We start from the raw sequence: 22,045 nt of genomic DNA, 5'->3' as shown, positions 1-22,045 counted from the left end.
CCCGAGCCGACGTTGATAAAATCGCGCCAGTCATTGCGATACCGACAACGGCGGGTACGGGATCTGAGGTTGGGCGGGCATCAGTGATCACCGATGAAGATGCCCGGCGAAAGAAAATTATTTTTCATCCTCACATGCTGCCAGTACAGGTAATTCTTGATCCCCGAACGACAATCGGGTTGCCTCCACATATAACTGCGGCAACGGGTATGGATGCGTTATCACATAGTCTGGAAGCCCTGTGCGCCCCCGGCTACCACCCAATGGCAGAAGGCATCGCAATTGAAGGCATTCGTCTGGTTCGCGATTATCTCCCGGTCGTCTATCAAGACGGTGATAATATTAACGGCAGAATGCAGATGCTGGTGGCATCAAGCATGGGCGCAACAGCCTTTCAAAAGGGATTAGGAGCGATGCATGCTCTGGCTCACTCACTTGGTGCACTTTATGATAAACACCATGGCATGTTGAACGCCATTCTTATGCCCTATGTCATTGCAGAGAACAGACATCATATTGATGAAAAGATGCAGCGTCTTGGTCGTTATCTCGGCTTTGGTGACAAAGGAACGGATGCGGTGCTTGACTGGATACTTGCGTTGAGAGTCGAACTGGCTATCCCTCACACTCTGGCTGAGATTGGGCTTAATGATGCTGATGCATCTCGTATTGGGCTGATGTCCGTGGTTGATCCTTCCGCAGGGGGGAATCCGATATTACTGTCGGCAGCGCAATATAGTCAGTTATACCTTAAGGCACTGGAAGGTAAGGGACTCTAAGATCTTTAAAGGACGTAATCGCAAAGATATTTCAAATAGATTTTTCGGCAGATATACGCACTATTGGTTCGATACGGGGCCATTGGTTCTATGGAGCAGAAATGATGCGGATTGGTTTGTTGCTGTGTGATGATGTAGCGCCGGAGCTTCAGCCGCTACATCATAATTACCCTGATATGTTCAGAGATATTTTGATTAGGAATGATCCTGACACTGAGCTGGTGACTTATCGGGTGATGGATGGCGAGTACCCCTCTGATATAGATGATTGTGATGCTTATCTGATCTCCGGGAGCAAGTATAGCGTCTACGATGAGTTGGACTGGATCCGTACTTTTGAAGATTTTGTCAGACAATTATATACGGAGAAAAAGACCACCGTTGGGGTATGTTTTGGTCATCAGATGATAGCAAAGGCGCTGGGTGGAACGGTAAAAAAATCAGAGAGAGGTTGGGGTGTGGGAGTAGTGACAGTGGATAAGCAGGCTTTGTTACCTGATTGGATTGCTGTCACCGAAGAAGCAGATGGTAACGCGTATTCATTAATTGTCAGCCATCAAGATCAGGTTGTAAAAATCCCTGAAGAGGCGCAGCTGTTATACGGTAATGATTTCTGTCCGATTGCTATGTTCGAAGTTGGGCAAACCTTTCTGGCGGTGCAGGGGCATCCTGAGTTCAGTCCTGCGTATTCCGAGGCCTTGATGGATAAACGAAAGGACAGTATTCCAGCCACAGTGATTGAGGCAGGAAAGCAATCTCTCTCCCTACCAATAGATAGTGACGTTGTCACTAAATGGTTGCTGGCTTTTCTTAAGCAAAGCAGTCAGAAAGTCAGAGGTGGAAGCTAGGTGATATATATTGTTTAGCGAATATTGCCTTGATAAAAAATCTTCAGCCCGTGCAAGCTATTTGCTGACGGGCTGTTCATTTTGAGATTTAAAAAGTGCTCAGGCTAAAATTAAATACTGACGTGCACTTGTGAAAATTCATGCCGTTTGCAGAGCTAGTATTTCCTCTGCTTTATTCATCAAGGTTGGGTAGGCAATTTGACTTTCAGTTGCCAGCTCAGCTTGCTCAACCAATACTTCCCTGAGAATTTCTTCTGTCGTTAATGGATTTGCCAGAACGACACGGAACACTGTTGTGGTTCTTCCTTTCCAGGCGACTGGATTAAGCCGGGTGCGTGAAACAAATGAGTGTCCGCTTTCCCGCTGACGTTTTTGAATCGAAATGGTCAGATCATTAAGCATGTCTGTCAGTTGGTCGACTTGTTCTTCTGTTGCTACTGCCAATGCTTGCTGCACTGTTACTGGAACATAGCGGTAGGTGAGTAGACAAAGCTCAGGTTCAGTGACTAATTCAAATTCAGGGTGCTCGGTGATCATTTGGCCAAAACACTCGGCCTTCGCCACGCTCTGGTCAATGAGTAGCTCGTAGCCCTCACGCCCAATAATATTGAGGCATGAGAATACCAGCATTGCCATGCCGCCCCGTGAGCCTTCAAGCGTGTGGCTGCCAAGGTCCTTTGAACCTTTACGCAGTATATATTCAGCATGATGCTCGATTGAGGATACCAATGTGGGGTCTTTAAACAGCACCATACCCGCACCCATAGGTACATAGAGTTGTTTGTGTGCATCTATGGTGACAGAGTCAGCACGCTCAATACCGCGCATTTTCGGCCGCTGATTATCTGAAAGCAGGCTTGCACCACCCCATGCAGCATCAACATGAAAGTGACAGCCTTCGCGCTCGGCAATGTCAGCCAGCTTGTCAAGAGGATCGATGTTGCCAGTTTCAGTGGTACCGGCAATCCCGACGATAGCAAATGGTTTGATATTGTCTTGCTTCAGTTGGGCAATCGTCTCATTGAGCGCATTGATATCGATACGATTGTGTTCGTCTGTTGCAACAGAGACCAGTGACTCACGGCCAATGCCGAGAATATCGGCTGCTTTTTTCAGCGAATAGTGTCCACGTTCAGAGACTAAAACCGCGATGCCATCGTAGCCATAGTGCTTGATAGCCCGGAACAAACCTTCCTGAGCAACGCCACGAAAGTTACCCTGAGGCTGTAACAATTGGTTTCGTGCTACCCAGAGCGCAGTGATATTTGCAACGGTGCCGCCTGAGCAGAACGAGCCGAGAGAATGCTCGGCACTGTGCATACAGGATTGGTAAAATACCTCGTCCCGTCGGTAGACCAGGTTATGCAGCATCCCCAGCACCTGACGCTCCAGGGGGGTGAATGCCTTTGAAGTTTCTATCTTCACCGTATTCTGATTGAGGGCAATCATGATCTTGGAGAGTGGCATCAGAAAGTAGGGCAGGGCAGAGGTCATATGACCAATGAACCTTGGTGAAGAGGTATGAACAGACTGGGCGACCAGTTTATCGAGCAGAAATTCAGTGTGTTCAGAAACAAACGTCGGCTTTTCAGGCACCTCAGCATGACTAAAGTCATTTTCAACTTCACTGAGTGGTCGGTCAGTCGCCGCAATATGTTCCTGCAAGAATCGGTTCAGGTTCTGAGATATCGCCTGTTCAATTCTACCGAGCGTCGAATCTGGCGCTTCCGGCACCGTGAATATTCGATCAATGCTTTGTTGGCTGGCCTGAGCTGTTTTTTTATCTTTATGCATCAGTAAGAGTCTTTATTCAAATAAGCGCAATTTTTAAGCTCACAAGGCGGGAAAGATAGCAAAGTGATAAGACAAAAGCAGGCTTAAAAGCCTGCTTTACTGTCGGATAAGCTATCTCTGATATGTAAAATGTGATCTATAACAGGTTGTTGATGTTATTTCAGACAACTATGATTGGTGATCTTCGCAATACTATCGTTGTAAGCCCTCAGTGGTCTCTCTATTTCTTTCGGATTACTTAACAGATCCGCCAGTGCTGTTCGTAATTCATAGTTTCCTTCATGTGCTTTTCCCTGACGAAAATCAAAGACAGCCTTCGCATCTGGCGAGATTGGTGTACTTGTGAGGCTCAGTTTTCGGATATCTTCCTGAGTCAGCGTCAGCCACGATTCAACAGACTTGTTAAAGTTAAGTCGCGATTCATCGTTTTCAAGGTACCAATTAAAGGCCACCTCATTCAGCGTGAAGTGTTTACGGCGTCCGTCTAGGAACCAATTGGCAACTTCCTGTAACTGGGGATGTTTGTTTACGGTCAGGTTCACCAGATTTTCATACCAGAGGATAGAAGCCGAGACATAATCAAGATAATTTTTTTTGGCGCACTGTTTATCGATGTTGGCAATATCCACCGCGTGTGCGGAACAAGAAAATATGCCAGAGAGTAAGAGCATTGCTATGCGACGCATTCCAGAATCCTTCTTATTTTCGCACGACTCAGGGGGGCCGGCGATTTTATCGGTTCAGCTAACGATTACTGAAGTCTCTAAAGGGTAGCTCTGGTTAGATTGTAAAGAAAACGAAACCGCATGGAAGCGTGAGAAATATTGTATGCCCCATTGTGAATCCGAAAAAATGTTAGGTATCTTCCATGTGAAAGCCATGTCTTTCAGCATTTGCACTTTCAGCATTTGCAACTTAGTAGGATTATTTCCCGTCTGCTCTGCGGTTTTGCTGTATTAGCTATTATTTTTGACGACCATTTGATGATTAAAATCACATAATTTGCGCAATATTTATGTATTCCAGCGATCCACGTTGTTTTCCAAAAATCATGACTTGTTTCTATTTGTTTCAGATATTGAAATAACGTTAACAATGGTAAGAGAAAATGAAAGGAGTAACCATGGACGAGTGTCTGGGATATGCATTCGCATCGGGTGTGATCATTATGGGTTCTTTGCTACAGCTTGCAGCATGTTGCCTCATTTATGCTTAATTGAATAATCACTAATCTTTGTGCTGTAACCGAGGGTGTCATTTGCTATCACTGCTGGCAATATAGCCAGAAGTGGTTGAAAATTGTTATGTATCTCCCCGGTTCAGTGCAGAGGACGCAGTGAAAGACCAAAAAACAAAGCAATACCTCACTCATCATATAAATCCTCCCATCTTTCCTCGTGGTAAAAGGAAAATCGCACTGGTTACTCAGGGAGGCGGTCAGCGTGGGATTTACACCGCTGGCGTTTTAGATGCCTTTCTAGATGCGGGTTTTGATCCCTTCGAAATGTACATAGGCAGCTCAGCGGGAGCCTTAAACGTTACTGCGTTCCTCTGCCGACAGCCTCGCTTTGCTCATGACTTTATCTGCGACATTACTACGCAGGAGCAGTTTTTTAACCTGTTTCACTTCGCTCGCCAGCAACAGTTCATGGGACTGGATTGGGCAATGGATCAGGTACTACCGGATAAACCTAACGGGTTAAATATTCATGCTGGTTGCGAACATGTTGAGCGGAACGGTAAAACAGCACTGGCTGCAGTCACTTTTGCTGACACGCTCAGGCCGGAGTATCTGCCAATCTTTAATGAAGACTGGCAACAAGTGTTGAAAGCAACGTCTGCCATACCTCTTTTATACCCCTCTCCGATTGAAATTGGCGCGCACAGCTATGTAGATGGAGGTGTGGGAGATTCTATCCCAGTCAAGGAGGCATTTAGTCGTGGGGCAGATATCATTGTTGTGATTCGCACGGAGAGTACGGCCTTTGAAAAATCCTTACTTAAAAACCGATTTTTTGATTCATTGATCAGCCGGGTGGAGGATAGTGTTCCCTCTTACCTCGAAAGAATTAATCTCGATGAACGTTTGGAAAAACTGGATGCACTGCAAAAGGAGTTAGCCCAGCGTTTTCGTCAGGTTACTGACAGGTATACAGAGAGTACTGATGATGACGATGATTCTGTGTGGCCGAAAATTCGCTCGGCAATCGTCAGTAGTTTACTCGGGAACAAAGATAAAAAACCTTTGTCGGAACGAGAGACGATTTATCGTCTGCATGCATTGAGCGGACGTAAATTAAATGCAGATACTATCGCCATGCTTGTGAAGCATTATCAGTCTTATCAGGACGCCGTTACCTTTATGGTTAAGCCACCGAAACGTGTTGAGATAATTGAAATATCGCCGGAAAATGCACTGGAGAGCAGCGCAATGATGAGCAAGCCTTTTCAACTTGAACACGACTACCAGGACGGGTTGAAGGCAGGTATGACATTTCTTCATTCTCAGGGAGATCGGCTCAATCAACTGAGTCGTATCGAAGACAGCAAATGCGATTTGCCGGAAAATTACCTCGGAGATACCCGTTGACTGAATTTGAAAAAATGCAGAAAGGTCAGCCGTATCGACCGGTAGACGAAGAGCTAACGCAGTTCAGGTATGCAGCGAAAAGACTTTGCCAGTCATTTAATACTTTTGACCCTGCTGATCTAGATCAACAGGATATTGCGCTAACAAAGTTATTTGCCTCGAAAGGGCAGGATTTGGTCATCGAAGCACCGTTTTATTGCCAGTATGGTATGAACGTGGATGTGGGCGATAATGTGATCATTGGTTCGAACTGTTCGATGGTAGATAGTGCTCATATTCAGATAGGCAACAATGTGCGCATTGGACCAGATGTCAAAATTTACACGGTGACGCAAAGTTTGTTACCAACAGAAATTAAAAATGGAGAACAGGAAATTGCTTTACCTGTAGTGATAGGTAATGACGTACTAATTGATGGTGGCTGTATTATCAGAGCCGGAACGGCGATCGGTGCCGGTGCTGTGATTCACTCTGGTTCTGTCCTTGAAGACGACGTTGCCCCTTTCGATATCGTGTCTGGTAATCCAGCGAAAGTTATCGGTCGGCTGCGTTGACAAATAGCGACATGGCTCAACATTTGATAATATCGTCATCAAAGCAGAGACTTTGTTAAACGTTGAAAGTCAGTTAATTACTTTTAATGACCCTGTAAAATTTAATTGCATAAAGCGTCTGACATTGTAAATCAGCGAAGCAAGAATTTGATACTGAGAGAAGTAAGCCAATGGCGAAAATCAGAACCCGGGTAGATCTACGTGTAGGTGTTGGAAGTAAGATTCCTGCCGAGATTCTTTCTTTTGATGGCCTGGGAACAGAAAAAGAGCACATAGCCATGATTTTTAAGCAGGCTGACAAAGAGCAATCTGCTCCTTTGGTGCGCATGCATTCTGAATGTTTAACGGGCGATGTCTTTCACTCCTCACGCTGTGATTGTGGAGAGCAGCTTGAAGAAACTATCCAAAAAATGGGCGAGGTAGGAGGAATATTACTTTATCTTCGCCAAGAAGGACGTGGTATCGGTTTGTACAACAAGCTGGATGCTTATGAACTACAGAGCCAGGGAATGAATACTTACGAGGCAAATAACCATCTCGGTTTCCCTGATGATTTGAGAAACTTTGAAGATGCCGCTGATATGCTGAAGGCACTGGGTGTTGAGAGTATTCGTCTTATCACGAACAACCCGAAGAAGATTCGTGAGATTCAGGGTTACGGTATTACTCTTGCGGAGGTCATCGGTACCAAGGCGCATATCAAGGATGGTAATAAACATTACTTGAAGGCCAAGATATCCCACGGTAAGCACAAGCTAAGTATTGATTGATTCTTTTGTTCGGCAGAACACACTCCATGCACTTATTGATTTAACAAGAAAAGCAGCCTCTGGGCTGCTTTTTTATTATCCGGCTGAGGGTGTTTCACTCTCATCATCTACCTTTCTGAAAAAACAAAAGTTATTTTCATTTCGTGAAATACCTGAATTAACGTTCAGATATTTTTATTAGAGATGTACAAAAATATTTACGATAACGACTAGTCATATTTGATCTAGATCACTTCTAATATAAAACATTGTGCAATATTTTATGCGTCCTCAAGTTAATTCTCATTCAGGGTGTGAAAGGTGAATAAAGATATCGTTACGGTTGGCAATCCTAATAGCGGCAAAACCACGTTATTTAATCAATTGACAGGTGCCAGACAGCAAGTTGGTAACTGGGCGGGTGTGACCGTTGAAAAGAAAACGGGTCGTTATTCTTCGGGTCAACATGAGGTCAACATTACCGATCTACCCGGTATTTATTCTCTCGATAATTCCGACGATATCAACAGTCTTGATGAATCTGTTGCCGTAAAAGCTCTGTTTTCAAGTTCAGCTGACTTGATCGTGAATGTTGTTGATGCAAGTAGTCTTGAACGCAGTCTCTATCTTACGCTGCAACTCAGAGAGCTTGGCGATCCTATGGTCGTTGTGCTGAATAAAATCGATGCTCTAGAGCGGCATGGTGTCACGATAGATACCCAGAAACTCGCACGGCTTTTGGGATGTCCGGTGTTATCTGTATCAGCAACAGATGACAAGAGTGTCAGCCAACTCACTGGAGAACTGGATAGTGTATTAAAGGCGTCAAGGCTTCATAAGCCTGAACCAATGATGCTTGATTACGGCGAAAAAATTGGCAGCGTGCTTGAAGAAATTGCCCCGATGATCACATCGGTTAGAGCGCCATACAGAATAGCGACTGCAATCCGTCTTTTAACAGATGATCAGCTCGCCGCAAAGTCTGTCCCAGCGCAAGAACTCATGAAAATACAGCAGGTGATTTCGAAGCATTGCGCGGAACTTGATACCGATTTAATGGTGGCAAATAGCCGTTATACGCTGATTGCTGATATTTGTTGTCGTTGTCGTCAACAGGTCGTTACGGTCAGGCAGCGTTTAACCGATACACTCGATACTGTCGTCTTGCACCGTTATCTTGGTTTACCGATTTTTCTCGGTGTGATGTATCTGATGTTTATGTTGTCACTAAACCTTGGCAACGCGCTGACTGACTTTTTCGATATCGGAGTAGGTGGTGTGCTGGTAAACGGCGGTCATGCGCTGATGGACGGACATTTACCTCAGTGGCTTGTCACACTTCTTGCCGATGGCATTGGTGGCGGTATTCGAACCGTGAGTACCTTTATCCCTGTCATTGCCTGCCTCTATTTGTTTATGTCTGTACTTGAGAGCTCCGGCTACATGGCGCGTGCAGCTTTTGTACTCGACCGAGTTATGCAGAAAATTGGATTGCCCGGAAAAGCATTTGTACCTCTGGTACTGGGATTTGGCTGCAATGTTCCGGCAATTATGGCAACACGAACACTGGAACAGGAACGAGAGAGAAAAGTCGCCGCCGCGATGGCGCCGTTTATGTCCTGTGGTGCGCGTCTTCCGGTATACACCCTGTTCGCGGCTTCATTTTTTCAGGCTTCAGCACAAAACATCATTTTTATTCTCTATCTCGCGGGGATCTTAGTCGCCATTATCACGGGTGTGATGCTGCGTAATACCCTGTATCCGGGGGAAAGCGAATGTATGGTCATGGAAATACCTGAATATGAAATGCCAACTGTCAAAAATGTAATGCTGAAAACCTGGAATAAACTCAAACGTTTTGTGTTGGGTGCAGGTAAGACAATTGTTGTCGTTGTTACTTTGCTGAGCTTTGCGCAATCCATTGGCACTGATGGGAGTTTCGGCCACCAAGATAGCGGCGACTCTGTTTTAGCGAAAGCCGCTCAGACTATCACCCCTGTTTTTAAACCTATCGGTATCGAGCAGGATAACTGGCAGGCAACGGTTGGTATTATCACGGGTATCTTTGCTAAAGAATCAGTCGTTGGAACCCTTAACAGCCTGTACAGCCAGTCTTCAAATTCCGATGAGCCATTTGACCTTTGGGCAACAATGGTGAGCGCCTTACAGACAATCCCGCATAACATTGCTGCTCTGGATTTCACCGATCCGTTGAAGGTGTCAGTAGATGCCAGCGAACAAGGAGTCATGAACGATCAGGGTGTTGACTCCGGCGTGTTTACCGCGCTGCAGCAAAAGTTTTCTCCATCGTCTGCTTTCGCGTATTTGGTATTTATTCTGCTGTATACCCCATGTGTTGCTGCGATGGGCGCGTATGTCCGAGAATTTGGCCGCCAGTTTGCGACTTTTATCGGTGGCTGGACAATGTTGCAGGCTGTCGTGTTTTCAACACTGGCCTATCAAGTATTAAATCTGACAGATGACCCCGCCCTGCATGCAGCCTGGATTGGAGCGAGCCTCTCTGTATTACTGGTGAGTTATGTAGTGATGCGTCAGGTTAAATGTCGATGGGATGAAAAAGACGTTCTGCTGAAGTAGCAATCTGAGAATAAGGTAACCACGCTGCCTGTTTTTATGCGTGGAGCAGGCTGCTGAGTCATTAACTTATACGGCCTCGCCGGGGCCGTATGCGATAAATGATTTAGAGGGTAAACATGATCAAAGTAGAAACAAAGCAAGCTGGATTTACCTTAATTGAAATGGTTGTTGTCATCGTCCTACTTGGCATTCTGGCGGTAACAGCAGTACCAAAATTTCTAAACCTTTCCAAAGACGCCAATGAGGGCTCATTAGAGGGCTTAGCCGCTGCTGTAAAGGACGAGGTTAGCTTGATACACGCCGAGGCGATTATTCAGGGAGAGGCTGGGAGTGAAGTCCATGAAGTAAAGATAGGTGGCAGAAAAGGTTTTGTGGCTTGCGGCTATCCATGGGGTCGTGACGGAATGGAACTGTTGGCAAAAAACATCGAAGGTCTCGAAAACTGGAGCGTAGAGCAAAAAGGTGCCGACTATATTGAATTTTACTCCGACACAAACCCAAAACGTCGCGTTGTTTACACACCGCTGACGGCTGAGCAGTATGTAGTACAATGTCGGGCAGTGCCAAAGGTAGACATTGTCGATTGTGATCCGTAAGACACACCAATATTTGCCTGTGAGTTATTAAACAACACGGCATCTGGAGGTTTCACAACCCAAGGTCATGACGATAGATAAATAATCGCCTTGGGTTATTCTTTTAGATGCCTTCGCTTTATCCGTCAGACTGGCGCCATCCGCAAAAGGCACTCGAACGATTCGCTATCTAAACAATCTCGTGTCGAAACAATTCAATGTTAAAATGATTTACGTTCAGATGCTCCTTCATCATCTTTGTAATATCTTTAGTCAGACGTGAAGTGAACAGCCAAACCACTTACGTTACATAATGCTGCTTATTCTTCGCCAAGCCTCATCTTTTGTTAACGCTTCCTACATCGCAACCTCTTGTTCCCCGATTTTACTCTCCCGAAGAATACAGTAAGCATAAGAAATTATGTTTTTTACAGTAAAGACAATGGGTAAACACTTCATCTTTGCGGATCCTGAAACGGTTAACTAATCTTTACTGACATCACGTTAGAAATAGCGTTTTTACAGCAAATGTGTGAGTTGTTCGACTTTTGTTCGAGAAAATATCATCCTTTTTTAGCCATCAAGCGGGTTCATCTGAGTGTTGAGACAAGGTTTGGGTTTATGTTGCTTGATACTGGCGTTCAGTATGATTTTATTGGTGTCATACCTGCCTGTCAGCAGCAGTAAAGAAGTTAGTCTGGACTTTCTTGATTCAAGTGGGTCAAACACTGCCTTTATTTTCTTTGGCTTTCGTGGTTGTACAGATGTGTGTCCGCTAACGCTGGCCAAGTTGAGCCAGTTTGTCTCTCAGCCCTCTGGCAGCAGTCGCCCTCAGGTCTTGTTCATCGACATCGATCGAAACAATCATCCGAAAGATGCTGATGAATATGCAAAACAATTCCACACCAGTTTTCGTGGTATCAAACCTTCTACTCCAGAAATAAACGAACTGGCCAGCCTTTTTGGTATTCCGGTTAGAGAGCAAGGTTTTGTATTAGCACATGCGGGTAAAACGTATTTTTTGCGAAAAGATCAGTCTGGTCAGTGGAGCTGGGTTAAAACTTATCCGGCGGGCGCGTTTGACCCCCGCGATTTGTTAGAAGAACTTTATTAATAACCTTTTATTCTCTTAATTACATCAAGTTATAAACGTTTGGGCGAGTGTGATTGCGCTGCCAGATAATGAGCCATGAGGAAAAGTCATGTTAAAGAGTCTGTTTATTGCCTACAACAAGTCGCTATCTGATTCACTACAACAAAAATTTCGAGACGACTTCGAAAAAACAGACAGTGTGATGGTGAAGGCTATTTTCGCATACTTCTGATTGTCTGCACTTTGACGCCATTGATGTACAGCCGTTTTGAGCTTGGCTTCTTCGGAGGGGGCGCGTTACTCCTGATCGCACTGGCGGTAAAAACCCTGTGTGCAGGCACAGTGCTTTGCAGAATGACACTGGCAACAATCTTGACCGCTATGCTGGCTATTTCTGTTCAGCAGTCTGAGGGGCTAGGGGAAGGGCACTTTCTATTTTTTGTTAATTTCACGCTACTTATTCGCTATCGAGATATTGTTCCAGTACTGACATTAGTGGTGACGACAGTGGTTCATCATCTGAGCTTCACCTATTGTCAGTTTTATGGCATTTCACTATTTGGTGATCCGGTCACTATCTTCAGTTGGGGAGAAAACACAGCACTCGGGCTATTATCACCTCTCATTTTCCACGTCGTTGTGGCCGTTCTCTCATTCGTTATTGCCTGTTATTTTATTTACGAGGGCAACAACAGTTTCGTCCAAAATAGCATTGTGGTCTCTGCGGTTGAGCATGCAGCGGCTGGACGACTTGATCAGGCGGCTGACTCATCCCAGCATGCCGATCTTGGTGATCTCGCGGTGGCAAAAACAGGGTTAATTTATAAAGTCACCTCCCTTTTCCAACAGTTGAACAGCTTGTTTTCTGAACTGAGTGAGCTAATGAGAGATTTGGACAATGAGTCACACAAGATTCTTTCGTCAGCCAAACGACGATCAGAAATGGCCGATATTCAGTTAAATGAGGCTGAACAAGCCAGCAATACTGTAGGTGAGCTTTCTCAGGCGGCAGACAAAATTTCCTCCAGTGCTGGAAGCGCAGCACAACATGCAGCCAGTATGGTTGAAATCAGTGAGCAAGGGTTTAATAACGCGAAAACGAGTAATCAATCAATTAATAGATTGACTGAAGAGATCCAAAATTCAGCAAACTTTATGCGAGAGCTTGAGACAAGCAGTGAGGAAATCACTAATGTTGTCGACAACATCGAATCGATTGCAGAACAAACGAATCTTCTGGCACTCAACGCTGCGATTGAAGCCGCAAGGGCCGGAGAGTCAGGCAGAGGATTTGCTGTTGTTGCCGATGAGGTGAGGCAGCTCTCTCATAGGGTTCAGCAATCGACACATGAGATCACAGATATTTTATCAGCACTTAGGCAGGCTATCGCCAAGTCGGCATCAACAATGGACAGTTGTCAGTCTTTAGCAGAAAAAGGCAGAAGCGATGTTGCCAGTACGACAGATATGTTCAGTAGTCTCTTACATAAAGTGAGGGAGGTGTCTGAGATGGCAAGCCAGATAACCGAATCATCCGAGTTACAAAGTTCCTCAACCAGAGAGTTAGATCGAAATACAAAAGTGATTCAGTCAATATCTGATGAATTGATGGCAGGTGCAAAGGTCGGCACAGAGCGAGCAAAAAACATTTACAATCTAGCTGAAAAATTGAAAGTGGGGCTTCTTAATGTCAGAGGGCAATGAGAGCCATCAAGTGATGGTCGAATAGAACGAAGGGTTATCTTGGGGTATTGCCAATTGAGATAATGCCCATTGAGGGGGTTGCGTATTAAGGTAATTGCGTCTTCACACTTTTTCCACTGCCGAGTCTATTTCGACGCACACAATGTAATCAATTTGATGATATCAAAACATTCATTAGTTTTTCTAATGGTTAATATGATTTCTTATCGTGTATTTTAAGAGAGAAATCAGTTGTTCATTATTAGAACTGCCTCTAACATCCCCCGCATCAAAAGATAAAAAACAAATTCACTTCTAAAAATCAGTCATTAAGACAGCCAGAGTTTGTTTTTCTCCATAAATCATTTTTCATATTTTTTGCATTAGGGGATTTTGTCATGTCTTCGGCAATGGCGCTGCCAAAGGTTCTGTTCTCCATTATTATTCTTGCTGCTGTCGGCCAGATGACTCAAACCATGTATATACCCTCGGTACCGCTGATGGCGGAGGGTTTCGCTGTGTCTGCTGCAAATCTTCAGGCTGTGATGGCCTGTTATCTGATTCCTTATGGATTATCACAGTTTTTCTATGGTCCTTTGTCAGACCGCGTGGGTCGAAAGCCTGTTATTATTGCTGGGTTGGTTATCTATGTGCTGGGTACCTGTATGGCTTTAATGGCAGATAGCTTCGCTGTATTTCTGGCTGCCAGCGTCATTCAAGGGTTGGGTATTGGCTGCGGTGGTGCAATGGCCCGAACCATTCCTCGCGATTGTTTTTCTGGTAACAGATTACACCGTGCAAACAGTTTAGCCAGTATGGGACTGATATTTTCCCCGCTTCTCGCACCTGTCCTTGGTGGCACTCTGAGTACATACCTTCCTTGGCAGGCTAGCTATGTTTTTCTGCTTATTCTGGCGTTAAGCGTAACCGGGTTTATCGTGTTTTCTTTTCAGGAGACCCTGCCTAAAGAATCACGTCAAATTTCGCCTGTTTTAAAAAGCTATACGTATGTTTTTAGTCATCGACAGTTTGTAGGACATCTGATTTGTCTGGTGGCAACTTTCTCTGGTGTTGCTGTGTTTGAAGCCGCTGCAGGAGTCTTACTTGGTGGAACACTCGCTTTAGACGCAGCGACAGTCAGTATGTTGTTTGTGATGCCGCTACCGGGATATTTACTTGGTTCTTGGCTATCGACTCCACTGGCAACCCGTGTGTCAAATCCCTTTACTCTTCGCCTTGGTGTTGTTGCGACCATATTGGGTGCGTTGGTGATAACTGTTCCCGGTCTGGAAGGGATGGTTACTGTGTCATCACTCATTGGCGGCGCGTTTATCTATTTCCTCGGGGCAGGTATTTTATTTCCCTCTGCCTCTACAGCAGCGATAAAACCTTTTCCATTCCATGCGGGTACTGCAGGTGCGTTGATGGGAGGGATGCAGAACCTGGTGGCAGGAGGATGCACATTATTGGCTTCATTAGCGTCGACGGATAGCCAGCTTCATCTTGGTATGATCCTGATGTTAATGAGTTTCATTAGTGCCACGAGCTTACTTCTCACCCGAAACAATGAAAGTGAGTCAAATCTCGAAATTATCACTTGATGTCTCTATTTGGTGTAATAATCGCGCATTTGATTACAAAACATTTGCGAAGTTTATCGCATTAGTGCAGTCTGAAAGCCGTTTCGCCGACACTGGTCGCTGAGGGAGTAGCAAACAGTTGACGCTGACGGCCAATTTGTACTGATATGTGGTATCGAATTTATGCACTCAAACTCCCAGAAAACCTGGTTCGGGCATCCTAAAGGTCTTTTCCTGCTGTTCAGCACCGAATTATGGGAAAGATTCTCCTACTATTCCATGCGCGCCATTCTTGTTCTGTATTTGACAGATCAGACTATCAACGGTGGCCTCGGATGGACCACTGAGCAGGCCCTCAATCTCTACGGTATCTATACCGGGCTCGTTTATCTTACGCCTGTATTTGGTGGTTATATTGCCGACAATTTCCTCGGCCAACGCCGTTCAATTATGATTGGTGGTGCCCTGATGGCGGCCGGTCAGTTTACGCTTGCGATGCCTGAGAGCATTGTTGGCGATATGAACCTTTTCTCATTCTATGCTGGACTGGCGTTGCTCATTGCGGGTAACGGTCTCTTTAAGCCAAATATCTCTACTATGGTCGGTGAGCTTTATGAAGATGGTGATAACCGACGCGACGGTGCGTTCACCATTTTCTATATGGGCATTAACCTTGGTTCACTGATGGCGGCTGTCATATCTGGCTTCGCGGCGGAAATGTTTGGCTGGAAAGCTGGATTTGTCTGCGGGGGCATAGGGATGCTTCTCAGTCTGGTGATTCAGTTTGGCTTCGCTCGATCTCTGCTTGGCGAAATAGGTATTGAGCCTGCAGCGAAACGTCAGGCCAGAGTGACGGGTAAAAAAGAGAAGCAACCGCTGACAAAGATTGAGCGTGATCGACTGAAGGTTATTTTGATCATGAGTCTGTTTGTTATCGTTTTCTGGGCTGGCTTTGAGCAAGCTGGTGGCCTGATGAATATCTATTCTCAAGAATACACTGACCGTATGTTGGGCAGTTTTGAGATTCCTGCAGCATGGTTCCAGTCTCTGAATCCGTTCTTTATCATTTTGCTTGCTCCGGTTCTGGCTGTTATGTGGCGTCGCATGGGAGCAGCAGAGCCAAGTTCACCCGTCAAATTTGCGATGGCGCTGGTATTTCTTGCGCTGGGCTTCTTGTGTATGGTTGGTGCGGCATTGGAGCAGGGCGGTGATATGGCCGTTAAAACGTCAATGTGGTGGCTGGTAGGTGCATTCTTCTTCCACACGCTGGGTGAGTTATGTCTATCGCCAATCGGTCTTTCATTGATAACGAAATTGGCACCGCTCCGCCTTGCGTCTGTGATGATGGGGATTTGGTTCTGTGCCAACGCAGTAGCAAACTATGTGGCAGGCATTATTGGTAGCCACATTGGCAATGCAGGCCCACTGGCTATTTTTGCAGGTATCGCAATCACTGCGTTCCTCGCGGGCTTGTTACTATTGATATTTGCAAACCGTCTCATCTACTGGATGCATGGTGCAGAAGGCCAGAGCGAAAAGGCGAATACGCTGAATACGGCAACAGCGTAACCTTAATAAAAAAGCAGCTTAGCTGCCTTTTTTAGTTTTCATCATGATAGAACCACACTAACTGTCAGCGCGTTTCCAAAGCAGGTGACAGAATTTCTTTTCCGGGTCCCGACTGATCAACATTCTGACCAGCACATCATTCAGTTCCTCGCCTTCGACTAATCCTATTCGAACCTCGATAAATGCGCTGCGGTCAACATCAAACCCCACATGTTGTTCCCAGTCGCTGTCAGCCTCTACGGCAACACCAGCACCTTGTTCATCAAATGATTCCCGGTACGCGAGTAAATCGTTGTAGTCGAGATTGTCCTCAGCCATCTCATAAAATATCTCGAAAGCGTTGTCCAGCGTCTCGTCTATACTGACTAATTCAATTGTCATTATGGTCTCTCAGTTAATCTTGACTCAGGATCCATTTTTAGTTGAATCCACGCCACTTATGCGTTTTGTTAATTTAAAATAGTCTGGAGTCATTAAAACAGAATGGCGCGATTCACCCAAGTAAATCGCATTACGACTTTTTAGGTTGGCTATCTTTTGAACGCTTGGTGTTTGTGTGTTGTCGACGCGAATTTAGCGCAATGAAAACATTGCTATCACGTAAGGCGAGCATATTGGTATGACCATAAATGGAGTAAAAATTTGTACAAAGCAAAAGCCAGAGCTGGCTACCTGCCGGAGTTAGATAATCGTTCTCCTTTTCAGAGCAACTTCGATTCAGCAGTGAAGGCATCCATACAGTATCTCGAAGCGTATCTCGGCGATAATCTTCACAGTCTGTATTTGTCAGGTGATATTGCTTTGCGGTGCGTTGAGGGTGAAAAGGCGGTCATGAAGCTCACTGCTGTGGTGCATCAAGAGCTTAGTACACAAGAGTTTGTTGGCTTAAACACGGTCAGGAATAAGTACTGTCGCGCTTATCCGCAGATAACGCAACTGCATATTGAATGTATTCCACATAATCGCATTGTTGATTTGAGTAATATTTTTAGGTGGGGATTCTTTCTCAAACATTGTGCTGTCTGTGTTGCCGGGAAAAACCTCGCTGAGGGGTTTGGTCATTTTGAGGTGAGCTGGGAAGTTGCCAAAGCGATGAACAATTCATTGTGCAGCCAGTTGTCAATCCTTCGACGTAAGGTCGCTCAGTCGACCAAGTGGGGACAGCAATTAGATGCCGCGTCAGAAGCTGCAGAGCTATTAATTCGAGCCGCTTTTGGTCTTGTTGCTCACAAGGAAAAAGTGTGGGAACACGCATTAAAAGGATGTTCTGTAAGGTTCCTAAAGCACTACCCAGACAAAAGCACAGAAATGGAGAGGCTTTTCTTTCTGGTTGAAAGAAAGCGGGTAGCCAAACGGGCAGTGGTAACATTAATCGATGATCTAGGCGATTGGATACGGTCGGAATATAAGAAAATCGACAATAGAATAGGCTGATTGCATGAAAGGAAGTCTTTGAGGTTGATAGATATACAGATTGATTAGGGACTCATCTCTATGATCTCATTAAGCTTGTAGTGAAGGATGAATGACTTGCTTATTATTTAGTCAATTTCTCCATGTTGTGTGTTTTATTCAAAATTTATGACTAATTATGGTTTACTTTGATAGGGTACTGATTTAATCTCAGTCGCAACTTCCTCGCAATATATTGCAAGTCACCGAAACAAAATCGAGCAGTAGTTTAATTTATGCAGAATCCTTCAACGATGATTAAGCCAGAGCTGTCATCTAGAAACGTATTGATGTTTCTGATCCCCTCTATATTGGGCATTCTCCTGTTTATGGCTCCCGTGAGTCAGAACGAGGGGTTCACAATTCCTGTTGCTGTTTTTTCAAAAATGATCCTTGCGGCACTGGGTGAACACAGTGGTTTTGTTGTCACCGTCATCATTGTTCTGAGTGCGGTATTTTCGACACTGGCTTGTGTTTTTAAACCTGACTGGCTGATGCGGAATTCCTTTTTAAGCAGTCTTTTCATTGTGTCCCCAGTTTGGTTTGCTGTTCGTATTATTGGCGCAGTATTTGTCTTTATGAGTTATCAGGTTATCGGCCCTGAGCTTATCGTTGGCAAAGATACGGGTCGATTCATCTTCAGCGAGTTATTACCTACTTTGCTGGCTGTCTTCCTGTTCGCCGGTATGTTTCTGCCTTTACTCACCAATTTCGGTCTGCTTGAAATGTTTGGTGCGATGTTGAGCCGGATAATGAGGCCGCTTTTCCGTCTGCCAGGTCGTTCTGCAGTTGATTGCGCGACATCATGGCTCGGAGACGGCAGCGTTGCAATTTTAATGTCGAGTAAACAATACGAGCAGGGTTTTTACACTGAGCGTGAGGCTGCTGTTGTTGGAACAACTTTTTCTGCGGTTTCCATAAGCTTCAGTCTGGTTGTCATCGCGCAGGTTGGTCTCGAGCACATGTTCGTACCATTTTACCTGACAGTATGTCTGGCTGGTTTCATCGCCGCTGTTATTGTTCCCCGACTTCCGCCGCTTAGCTGGAAAAAAGATGTTCTGGTGAATGGTGAAGAAAAACCCAGTGAAAATGATGAGCTGCCAATCGGTGAAAATGTCTTCAAGCATGGCTTTAACATGGCTGTTCATCGTGCATCGGGCGTAACGTCATTGCGAAATGTATGCAAAGAAGGGCTGCACAATGCAATGGATATGCTTTTTGGTGTATTACCTATCGTGATGGCAATTGGCACTTTGGCGTTGATCGTCGCAGAGCACACACAATTCTTCGCAATAATTGGTATGCCTTTTGTTCCTTTGCTCGAATTACTGCACATACCTGAGGCTGCTGCAGCATCGCAAACTATGGTCATTGGTTTCGCAGATATGTTTTTACCAGCCATATTAGCAGCAGATATTAATAGTGAGCTAACCCGGTTTGTTGTGGCAGCTTTATCTGTCTCTCAACTTATTTACATGTCTGAGGTTGGTGCTTTGTTGCTGGGTAGCCGTATCCCAATTAAGTTATGGGAAATGGTGCTGATATTTTTACTCAGAACCTTGGTGACGCTTCCGGTGATTGCAGGCGTTGCACATATAATATTTTGATATAAGTACAGAATTATCAAAAAAGCAGTGTCCGTTTGCACTGCTTTTTTTAGTCTATTTACTCACTTTTTCTCAAAAGCTGACGCATGTAACCCTCATTTACTCAACCATAATTAAGCCGATCATCAAAACACGGACATGTTGTGCAACTAATAACGATTGGATTGGTCAGCCATTTTGCAATGCGCCTAGCATTCAGCCAATGATTAGTCATCCAGCAGATGAAATACGGTTGCAAACATATTGAAGTTGTCAGAGGCAGTATCACAAAAGAAATTGTGATAGCGGATTTTATGTAGTGAGCCCGTGTTCGGTGTCGTTAACCCGTGAAAATGGGATGTTAATTTTTTTGAGAAAAGGGGAAAAGCAATGAAAGTTGTTTTATTACATGGGTTGTATATGCATGGAGTTACTCTTATTCCACTGGCTAAGCAGCTTAAAGCGGCTGGGCATGAAACTCTGACGATCACTTACAACACTGTGAAGCCTGATGTAGACAGTATTTTTGCAAAAATTGATTACTTCATTGCGGGTGAGCCTGAAGCTGCTATTGTGGCGCATTCTATGGGGGGGATTATCGCACGTACCTACTTAGAAGCAGGCAGTGAAAACAGTCAGTTAATTAGCACAGTGGTAACTTTAGGTACACCACATAAAGGATCACATGTTGCAGACTTTTTCACCAATATAGGTTTCGGCTGGGCACTGTATAAAAGTAAAAAATACTTGTTACCTAACCATGATGCAAGCTGGACCCACAAGGCCAAGCTTTACAGTCTCGCAGGAAACGCACCGGTAGGCATATCGGCACTGTTCAACAAGGGTGAGTCAGATGGCACTGTGTTAGTCGAAGAGACTAAGGTACCTGGAATGACGGACTTTGAGCTGTTCCGTTTAAATCACTTTACGTTGTTAATTTCTAAAGAAGTGTATCGAAAAGTGCTTGATGTCCTGAGTACGCCGCCCGGGAAGGCGGCATAGAAGTGATGACAAAGCATTATTAGCGGTGTGTTCACCCTTACTCTTCATACCGCTAACGGATGGTGCTTGATTCCGCAGACCACTTTTTGACGAACATTCCATCAGGGTCGTAGTACGCGGCCTGTTTTTCAAGGTTAAAGTGGCGTTGACCGCGTGGATCCGCACCAACCCCCGCCAAATATTGCCAGTTACCGAAGTTACTTGCGACATCAAAGTCAATTAACTGCTGTTCGAAGTAGGCAGCGCCGAAGCGCCAATCCACGCCTAGTTCGTTAACGAGACAGCTTGCTGCAATCTGCCGCCCACGGTTTGACAGCCATCCCGTATGTTTTAACTGTCGCATGCAGGCGTTGACGATCGGGTAGTCGGTCGTGCCTTCTTCCCACGATTTATATTGCTGGCTGTAAAAACTAGTGAGCGGTCTTTTTTGTTTTATTCCTGCAAACTGGAACATCTTAGACCCGTGAATATTCATCATCCATTGAAAGTATTCACGCCAAAGTAGCTCAAAGTACAAAGCCTGAGTGGATTCGTCTTTACCATGCCTGTATTCATAATTCTCAAGCTCTGCGGCAACCGTTCTTACAGAAATGGATCCATTAGCCAGCCAAGCCGAAAGACGTGATGAGAAGTTCCAGCCGTCAAAACCGTTTCGGGTCTCTTTGTAATTTTTCACTCTGTGTGATTTCCAGAAATATTGATTTAACTGGAAATTGGCACTGTCTTCTCCGCCACGGTAAGGACGTAAGTCGAAAATAAATTCTTGATCATCGAAACTGTCGCTGGATTCTGTGATCCTTTGCGGGTAATCGTCTGGTGCACAGATTGGGAAGCAGGGCAGGATATGGTTCTTTTCTATGTATTTCCTGAACTTGGTAAATGTTGCAGGGAAATCGTCCTGCTGGAAAGGGATCTGATTTTCCAGAAACATGGTAAAGCTTTCAGCTGTTTGCACTTCGCAGTCAGTCTGGCGCTGAAGGTTAGCGACCTGATGACGCTCGTACACACCAGGGTGCGATGTCATTGAAATCAGATCAATACGGTGTTTTTTGCATAAATTAGGGATGATTTCGAGCGGATTGCCCACCTTTACGACCAATCTTTGCCTATTGATACGAAGTTGTGTGTCCAGCTCTCTAAGTGTTTGATAAAGAAATTCTTGTCTAAATTTCCCCATATGTGAACATTGAAAACGCACAGGACGAAACCAATTTGGATCGATAACGTACAGAAATATGGCTTTATTACATCTGCGGCTTAGAGCAGTGATTGCCGGGTTGTCTGACAAGCGAAGATCGTGGCGGAACCACATTAATCCATTCATTTCGTCACTCCTTAATTGGGGGCACAATGATATTGAAAGAGCGCGTATTCGGCGGTTCACCTCCTTTTTAGAGAGCTGTGTAACCGATTGAGGCGGTTGATAATATGCTTTGTGTAGAAGAACAGATCAATCAAACCTAAGATTAGCTAAATCAAATGTCTTTGCCCGTAAATTACTTTTAGTTTGTGGTTGTGATCAGCAAAGAACATCAAAACTTCTTTCCATGTTGCATATTCTTCAATGTGAACTCTGTCACGAGATATTGACTT

General features: G+C 44.9%; 19 protein-coding genes. 15 read left to right on the top strand and 4 right to left on the bottom strand.

Translation table 11 applies throughout. The features are described 5' to 3' along the window. Nucleotides 1-779: iron-containing alcohol dehydrogenase (locus tag A8L45_RS15245; RefSeq protein ID WP_068903781.1), on the top strand; the 779-nt coding region annotated here is incomplete at its 5' end. A 101-nt stretch (nt 780-880) separates the two neighbouring features. Continuing rightward, the gene (locus A8L45_RS15240; protein ID WP_245680740.1) at nt 881-1,627 is read left to right on the top strand and encodes a glutamine amidotransferase-related protein; all 747 of its coding nucleotides are present in this window, start codon (nt 881-883) and stop codon (nt 1,625-1,627) included. Between the two features lie 138 nt (nt 1,628-1,765). Here A8L45_RS15240 and panP read toward each other — a convergent pair whose 3' ends face one another. Both panP and A8L45_RS15230 read right to left on the bottom strand, forming a co-directional pair. After that, nucleotides 1,766-3,421, bottom strand: a complete 1,656-nt coding sequence (gene panP / locus A8L45_RS15235; RefSeq protein WP_068903779.1) for a pyridoxal-dependent aspartate 1-decarboxylase PanP — start codon at nt 3,419-3,421, stop codon at nt 1,766-1,768. A 155-nt stretch (nt 3,422-3,576) separates the two neighbouring features. Then, complete coding sequence (locus A8L45_RS15230) at nt 3,577-4,107, bottom strand: hypothetical protein (RefSeq protein WP_068903776.1); 531 nt, start codon at nt 4,105-4,107, stop codon at nt 3,577-3,579. A 650-nt stretch (nt 4,108-4,757) separates the two neighbouring features. Here A8L45_RS15230 and A8L45_RS15225 point away from each other — a divergent pair. From A8L45_RS15225 to A8L45_RS15180, 10 genes are all read left to right on the top strand, one after another. Further along, nucleotides 4,758-6,011, top strand: coding sequence for a patatin-like phospholipase family protein (locus tag A8L45_RS15225; protein ID WP_245680739.1), 1,254 nt, complete (start codon nt 4,758-4,760; stop codon nt 6,009-6,011). Beyond that, nucleotides 6,008-6,565: a sugar O-acetyltransferase gene (locus A8L45_RS15220; RefSeq protein WP_068903772.1), complete on the top strand. Its 558-nt coding sequence runs from the start codon at nt 6,008-6,010 to the stop codon at nt 6,563-6,565. The genes A8L45_RS15225 and A8L45_RS15220 overlap by 4 nt, the downstream gene beginning before the upstream one ends. Nucleotides 6,566-6,735: 170 nt before the next feature. Continuing rightward, nucleotides 6,736-7,335 (top strand): GTP cyclohydrolase II, encoded by a 600-nt coding sequence (locus A8L45_RS15215; RefSeq protein ID WP_068903770.1) that lies wholly within the window; start codon nt 6,736-6,738, stop codon nt 7,333-7,335. A 300-nt stretch (nt 7,336-7,635) separates the two neighbouring features. Beyond that, nucleotides 7,636-9,912, top strand: a complete 2,277-nt coding sequence (feoB, locus tag A8L45_RS15205) for a Fe(2+) transporter permease subunit FeoB (RefSeq protein WP_068903766.1) — start codon at nt 7,636-7,638, stop codon at nt 9,910-9,912. A 116-nt stretch (nt 9,913-10,028) separates the two neighbouring features. Then, entirely contained in the window at nt 10,029-10,508 is a 480-nt protein-coding gene (locus tag A8L45_RS25530; protein ID WP_068903764.1) for a pilus assembly FimT family protein, read from the top strand. Between the two features lie 625 nt (nt 10,509-11,133). After that, nucleotides 11,134-11,601, top strand: a complete 468-nt coding sequence (locus tag A8L45_RS15195) for an SCO family protein (RefSeq protein ID WP_068903762.1) — start codon at nt 11,134-11,136, stop codon at nt 11,599-11,601. A gap of 88 nt (nt 11,602-11,689) precedes the next feature. Further along, entirely contained in the window at nt 11,690-11,812 is a 123-nt protein-coding gene (locus tag A8L45_RS25525) for a hypothetical protein (RefSeq protein ID WP_281181524.1), read from the top strand. 23 nt (nt 11,813-11,835) lie between these two features. Further along, a complete protein-coding gene (locus A8L45_RS15190) occupies nt 11,836-13,284 on the top strand; it encodes a methyl-accepting chemotaxis protein (RefSeq protein WP_068903759.1) in 1,449 nt (482 codons plus the stop codon). A gap of 377 nt (nt 13,285-13,661) precedes the next feature. Further along, a complete protein-coding gene (emrD, locus tag A8L45_RS15185) occupies nt 13,662-14,864 on the top strand; it encodes a multidrug efflux MFS transporter EmrD (protein ID WP_068903757.1) in 1,203 nt (400 codons plus the stop codon). 162 nt (nt 14,865-15,026) lie between these two features. After that, a complete protein-coding gene (locus A8L45_RS15180) occupies nt 15,027-16,412 on the top strand; it encodes a peptide MFS transporter (protein WP_068903754.1) in 1,386 nt (461 codons plus the stop codon). 57 nt (nt 16,413-16,469) lie between these two features. Here A8L45_RS15180 and A8L45_RS15175 read toward each other — a convergent pair whose 3' ends face one another. After that, on the bottom strand, nt 16,470-16,793 hold the full coding sequence (locus tag A8L45_RS15175) for an HI1450 family dsDNA-mimic protein (RefSeq protein ID WP_068903752.1): 324 nt from the start codon (nt 16,791-16,793) through the stop codon (nt 16,470-16,472). A gap of 261 nt (nt 16,794-17,054) precedes the next feature. Between A8L45_RS15175 and A8L45_RS15170 the strand changes: the two genes are divergently transcribed. From A8L45_RS15170 to A8L45_RS15160, 3 genes are all read left to right on the top strand, one after another. Beyond that, entirely contained in the window at nt 17,055-17,846 is a 792-nt protein-coding gene (locus tag A8L45_RS15170) for a hypothetical protein (protein ID WP_068903750.1), read from the top strand. Nucleotides 17,847-18,100: 254 nt separating this feature from the next. Continuing rightward, entirely contained in the window at nt 18,101-19,471 is a 1,371-nt protein-coding gene (locus A8L45_RS15165) for a YjiH family protein (protein WP_217492166.1), read from the top strand. A 369-nt stretch (nt 19,472-19,840) separates the two neighbouring features. Next, a complete protein-coding gene (locus A8L45_RS15160) occupies nt 19,841-20,452 on the top strand; it encodes a PGAP1-like alpha/beta domain-containing protein (protein WP_068903747.1) in 612 nt (203 codons plus the stop codon). Nucleotides 20,453-20,504: 52 nt separating this feature from the next. On the opposite strand, the gene A8L45_RS15155 is transcribed toward A8L45_RS15160, so the two are convergent. After that, nucleotides 20,505-21,776 carry a DASH family cryptochrome gene (locus tag A8L45_RS15155; RefSeq protein WP_068903745.1) on the bottom strand — a complete coding sequence of 424 codons (1,272 nt, stop codon included), beginning with the start codon at nt 21,774-21,776 and terminating at the stop codon, nt 20,505-20,507. Nucleotides 21,777-22,045: the final 269 nt, after the last annotated feature.

This window comes from Veronia pacifica, assembly GCF_001707825.1.
Lineage (GTDB): Bacteria > Pseudomonadota > Gammaproteobacteria > Enterobacterales > Vibrionaceae > Veronia > Veronia pacifica.
Note: the sequence above shows the minus strand (reverse complement) of the source record. Positions and strands in the feature narration are given on the sequence as shown.

Coding starts and splice junctions, on each gene's coding strand:
- A8L45_RS15240 (WP_245680740.1), top strand. CDS start 881: ATGATGCGGATTGGTTTGTTGCTGTGTGATGATGTAGCGCCGGAGCTT.
- panP (WP_068903779.1), bottom strand. CDS start 3,421: ATGCATAAAGATAAAAAAACAGCTCAGGCCAGCCAACAAAGCATTGAT.
- A8L45_RS15230 (WP_068903776.1), bottom strand. CDS start 4,107: ATGCGTCGCATAGCAATGCTCTTACTCTCTGGCATATTTTCTTGTTCC.
- A8L45_RS15215 (WP_068903770.1), top strand. CDS start 6,736: ATGGCGAAAATCAGAACCCGGGTAGATCTACGTGTAGGTGTTGGAAGT.
- A8L45_RS25530 (WP_068903764.1), top strand. CDS start 10,029: ATGATCAAAGTAGAAACAAAGCAAGCTGGATTTACCTTAATTGAAATG.
- A8L45_RS15195 (WP_068903762.1), top strand. CDS start 11,134: ATGATTTTATTGGTGTCATACCTGCCTGTCAGCAGCAGTAAAGAAGTT.
- A8L45_RS25525 (WP_281181524.1), top strand. CDS start 11,690: ATGTTAAAGAGTCTGTTTATTGCCTACAACAAGTCGCTATCTGATTCA.
- A8L45_RS15190 (WP_068903759.1), top strand. CDS start 11,836: ATGTACAGCCGTTTTGAGCTTGGCTTCTTCGGAGGGGGCGCGTTACTC.
- emrD (WP_068903757.1), top strand. CDS start 13,662: ATGTCTTCGGCAATGGCGCTGCCAAAGGTTCTGTTCTCCATTATTATT.
- A8L45_RS15180 (WP_068903754.1), top strand. CDS start 15,027: ATGCACTCAAACTCCCAGAAAACCTGGTTCGGGCATCCTAAAGGTCTT.
- A8L45_RS15175 (WP_068903752.1), bottom strand. CDS start 16,793: ATGACAATTGAATTAGTCAGTATAGACGAGACGCTGGACAACGCTTTC.
- A8L45_RS15165 (WP_217492166.1), top strand. CDS start 18,101: ATGCAGAATCCTTCAACGATGATTAAGCCAGAGCTGTCATCTAGAAAC.
- A8L45_RS15160 (WP_068903747.1), top strand. CDS start 19,841: ATGAAAGTTGTTTTATTACATGGGTTGTATATGCATGGAGTTACTCTT.
- A8L45_RS15155 (WP_068903745.1), bottom strand. CDS start 21,776: ATGAATGGATTAATGTGGTTCCGCCACGATCTTCGCTTGTCAGACAAC.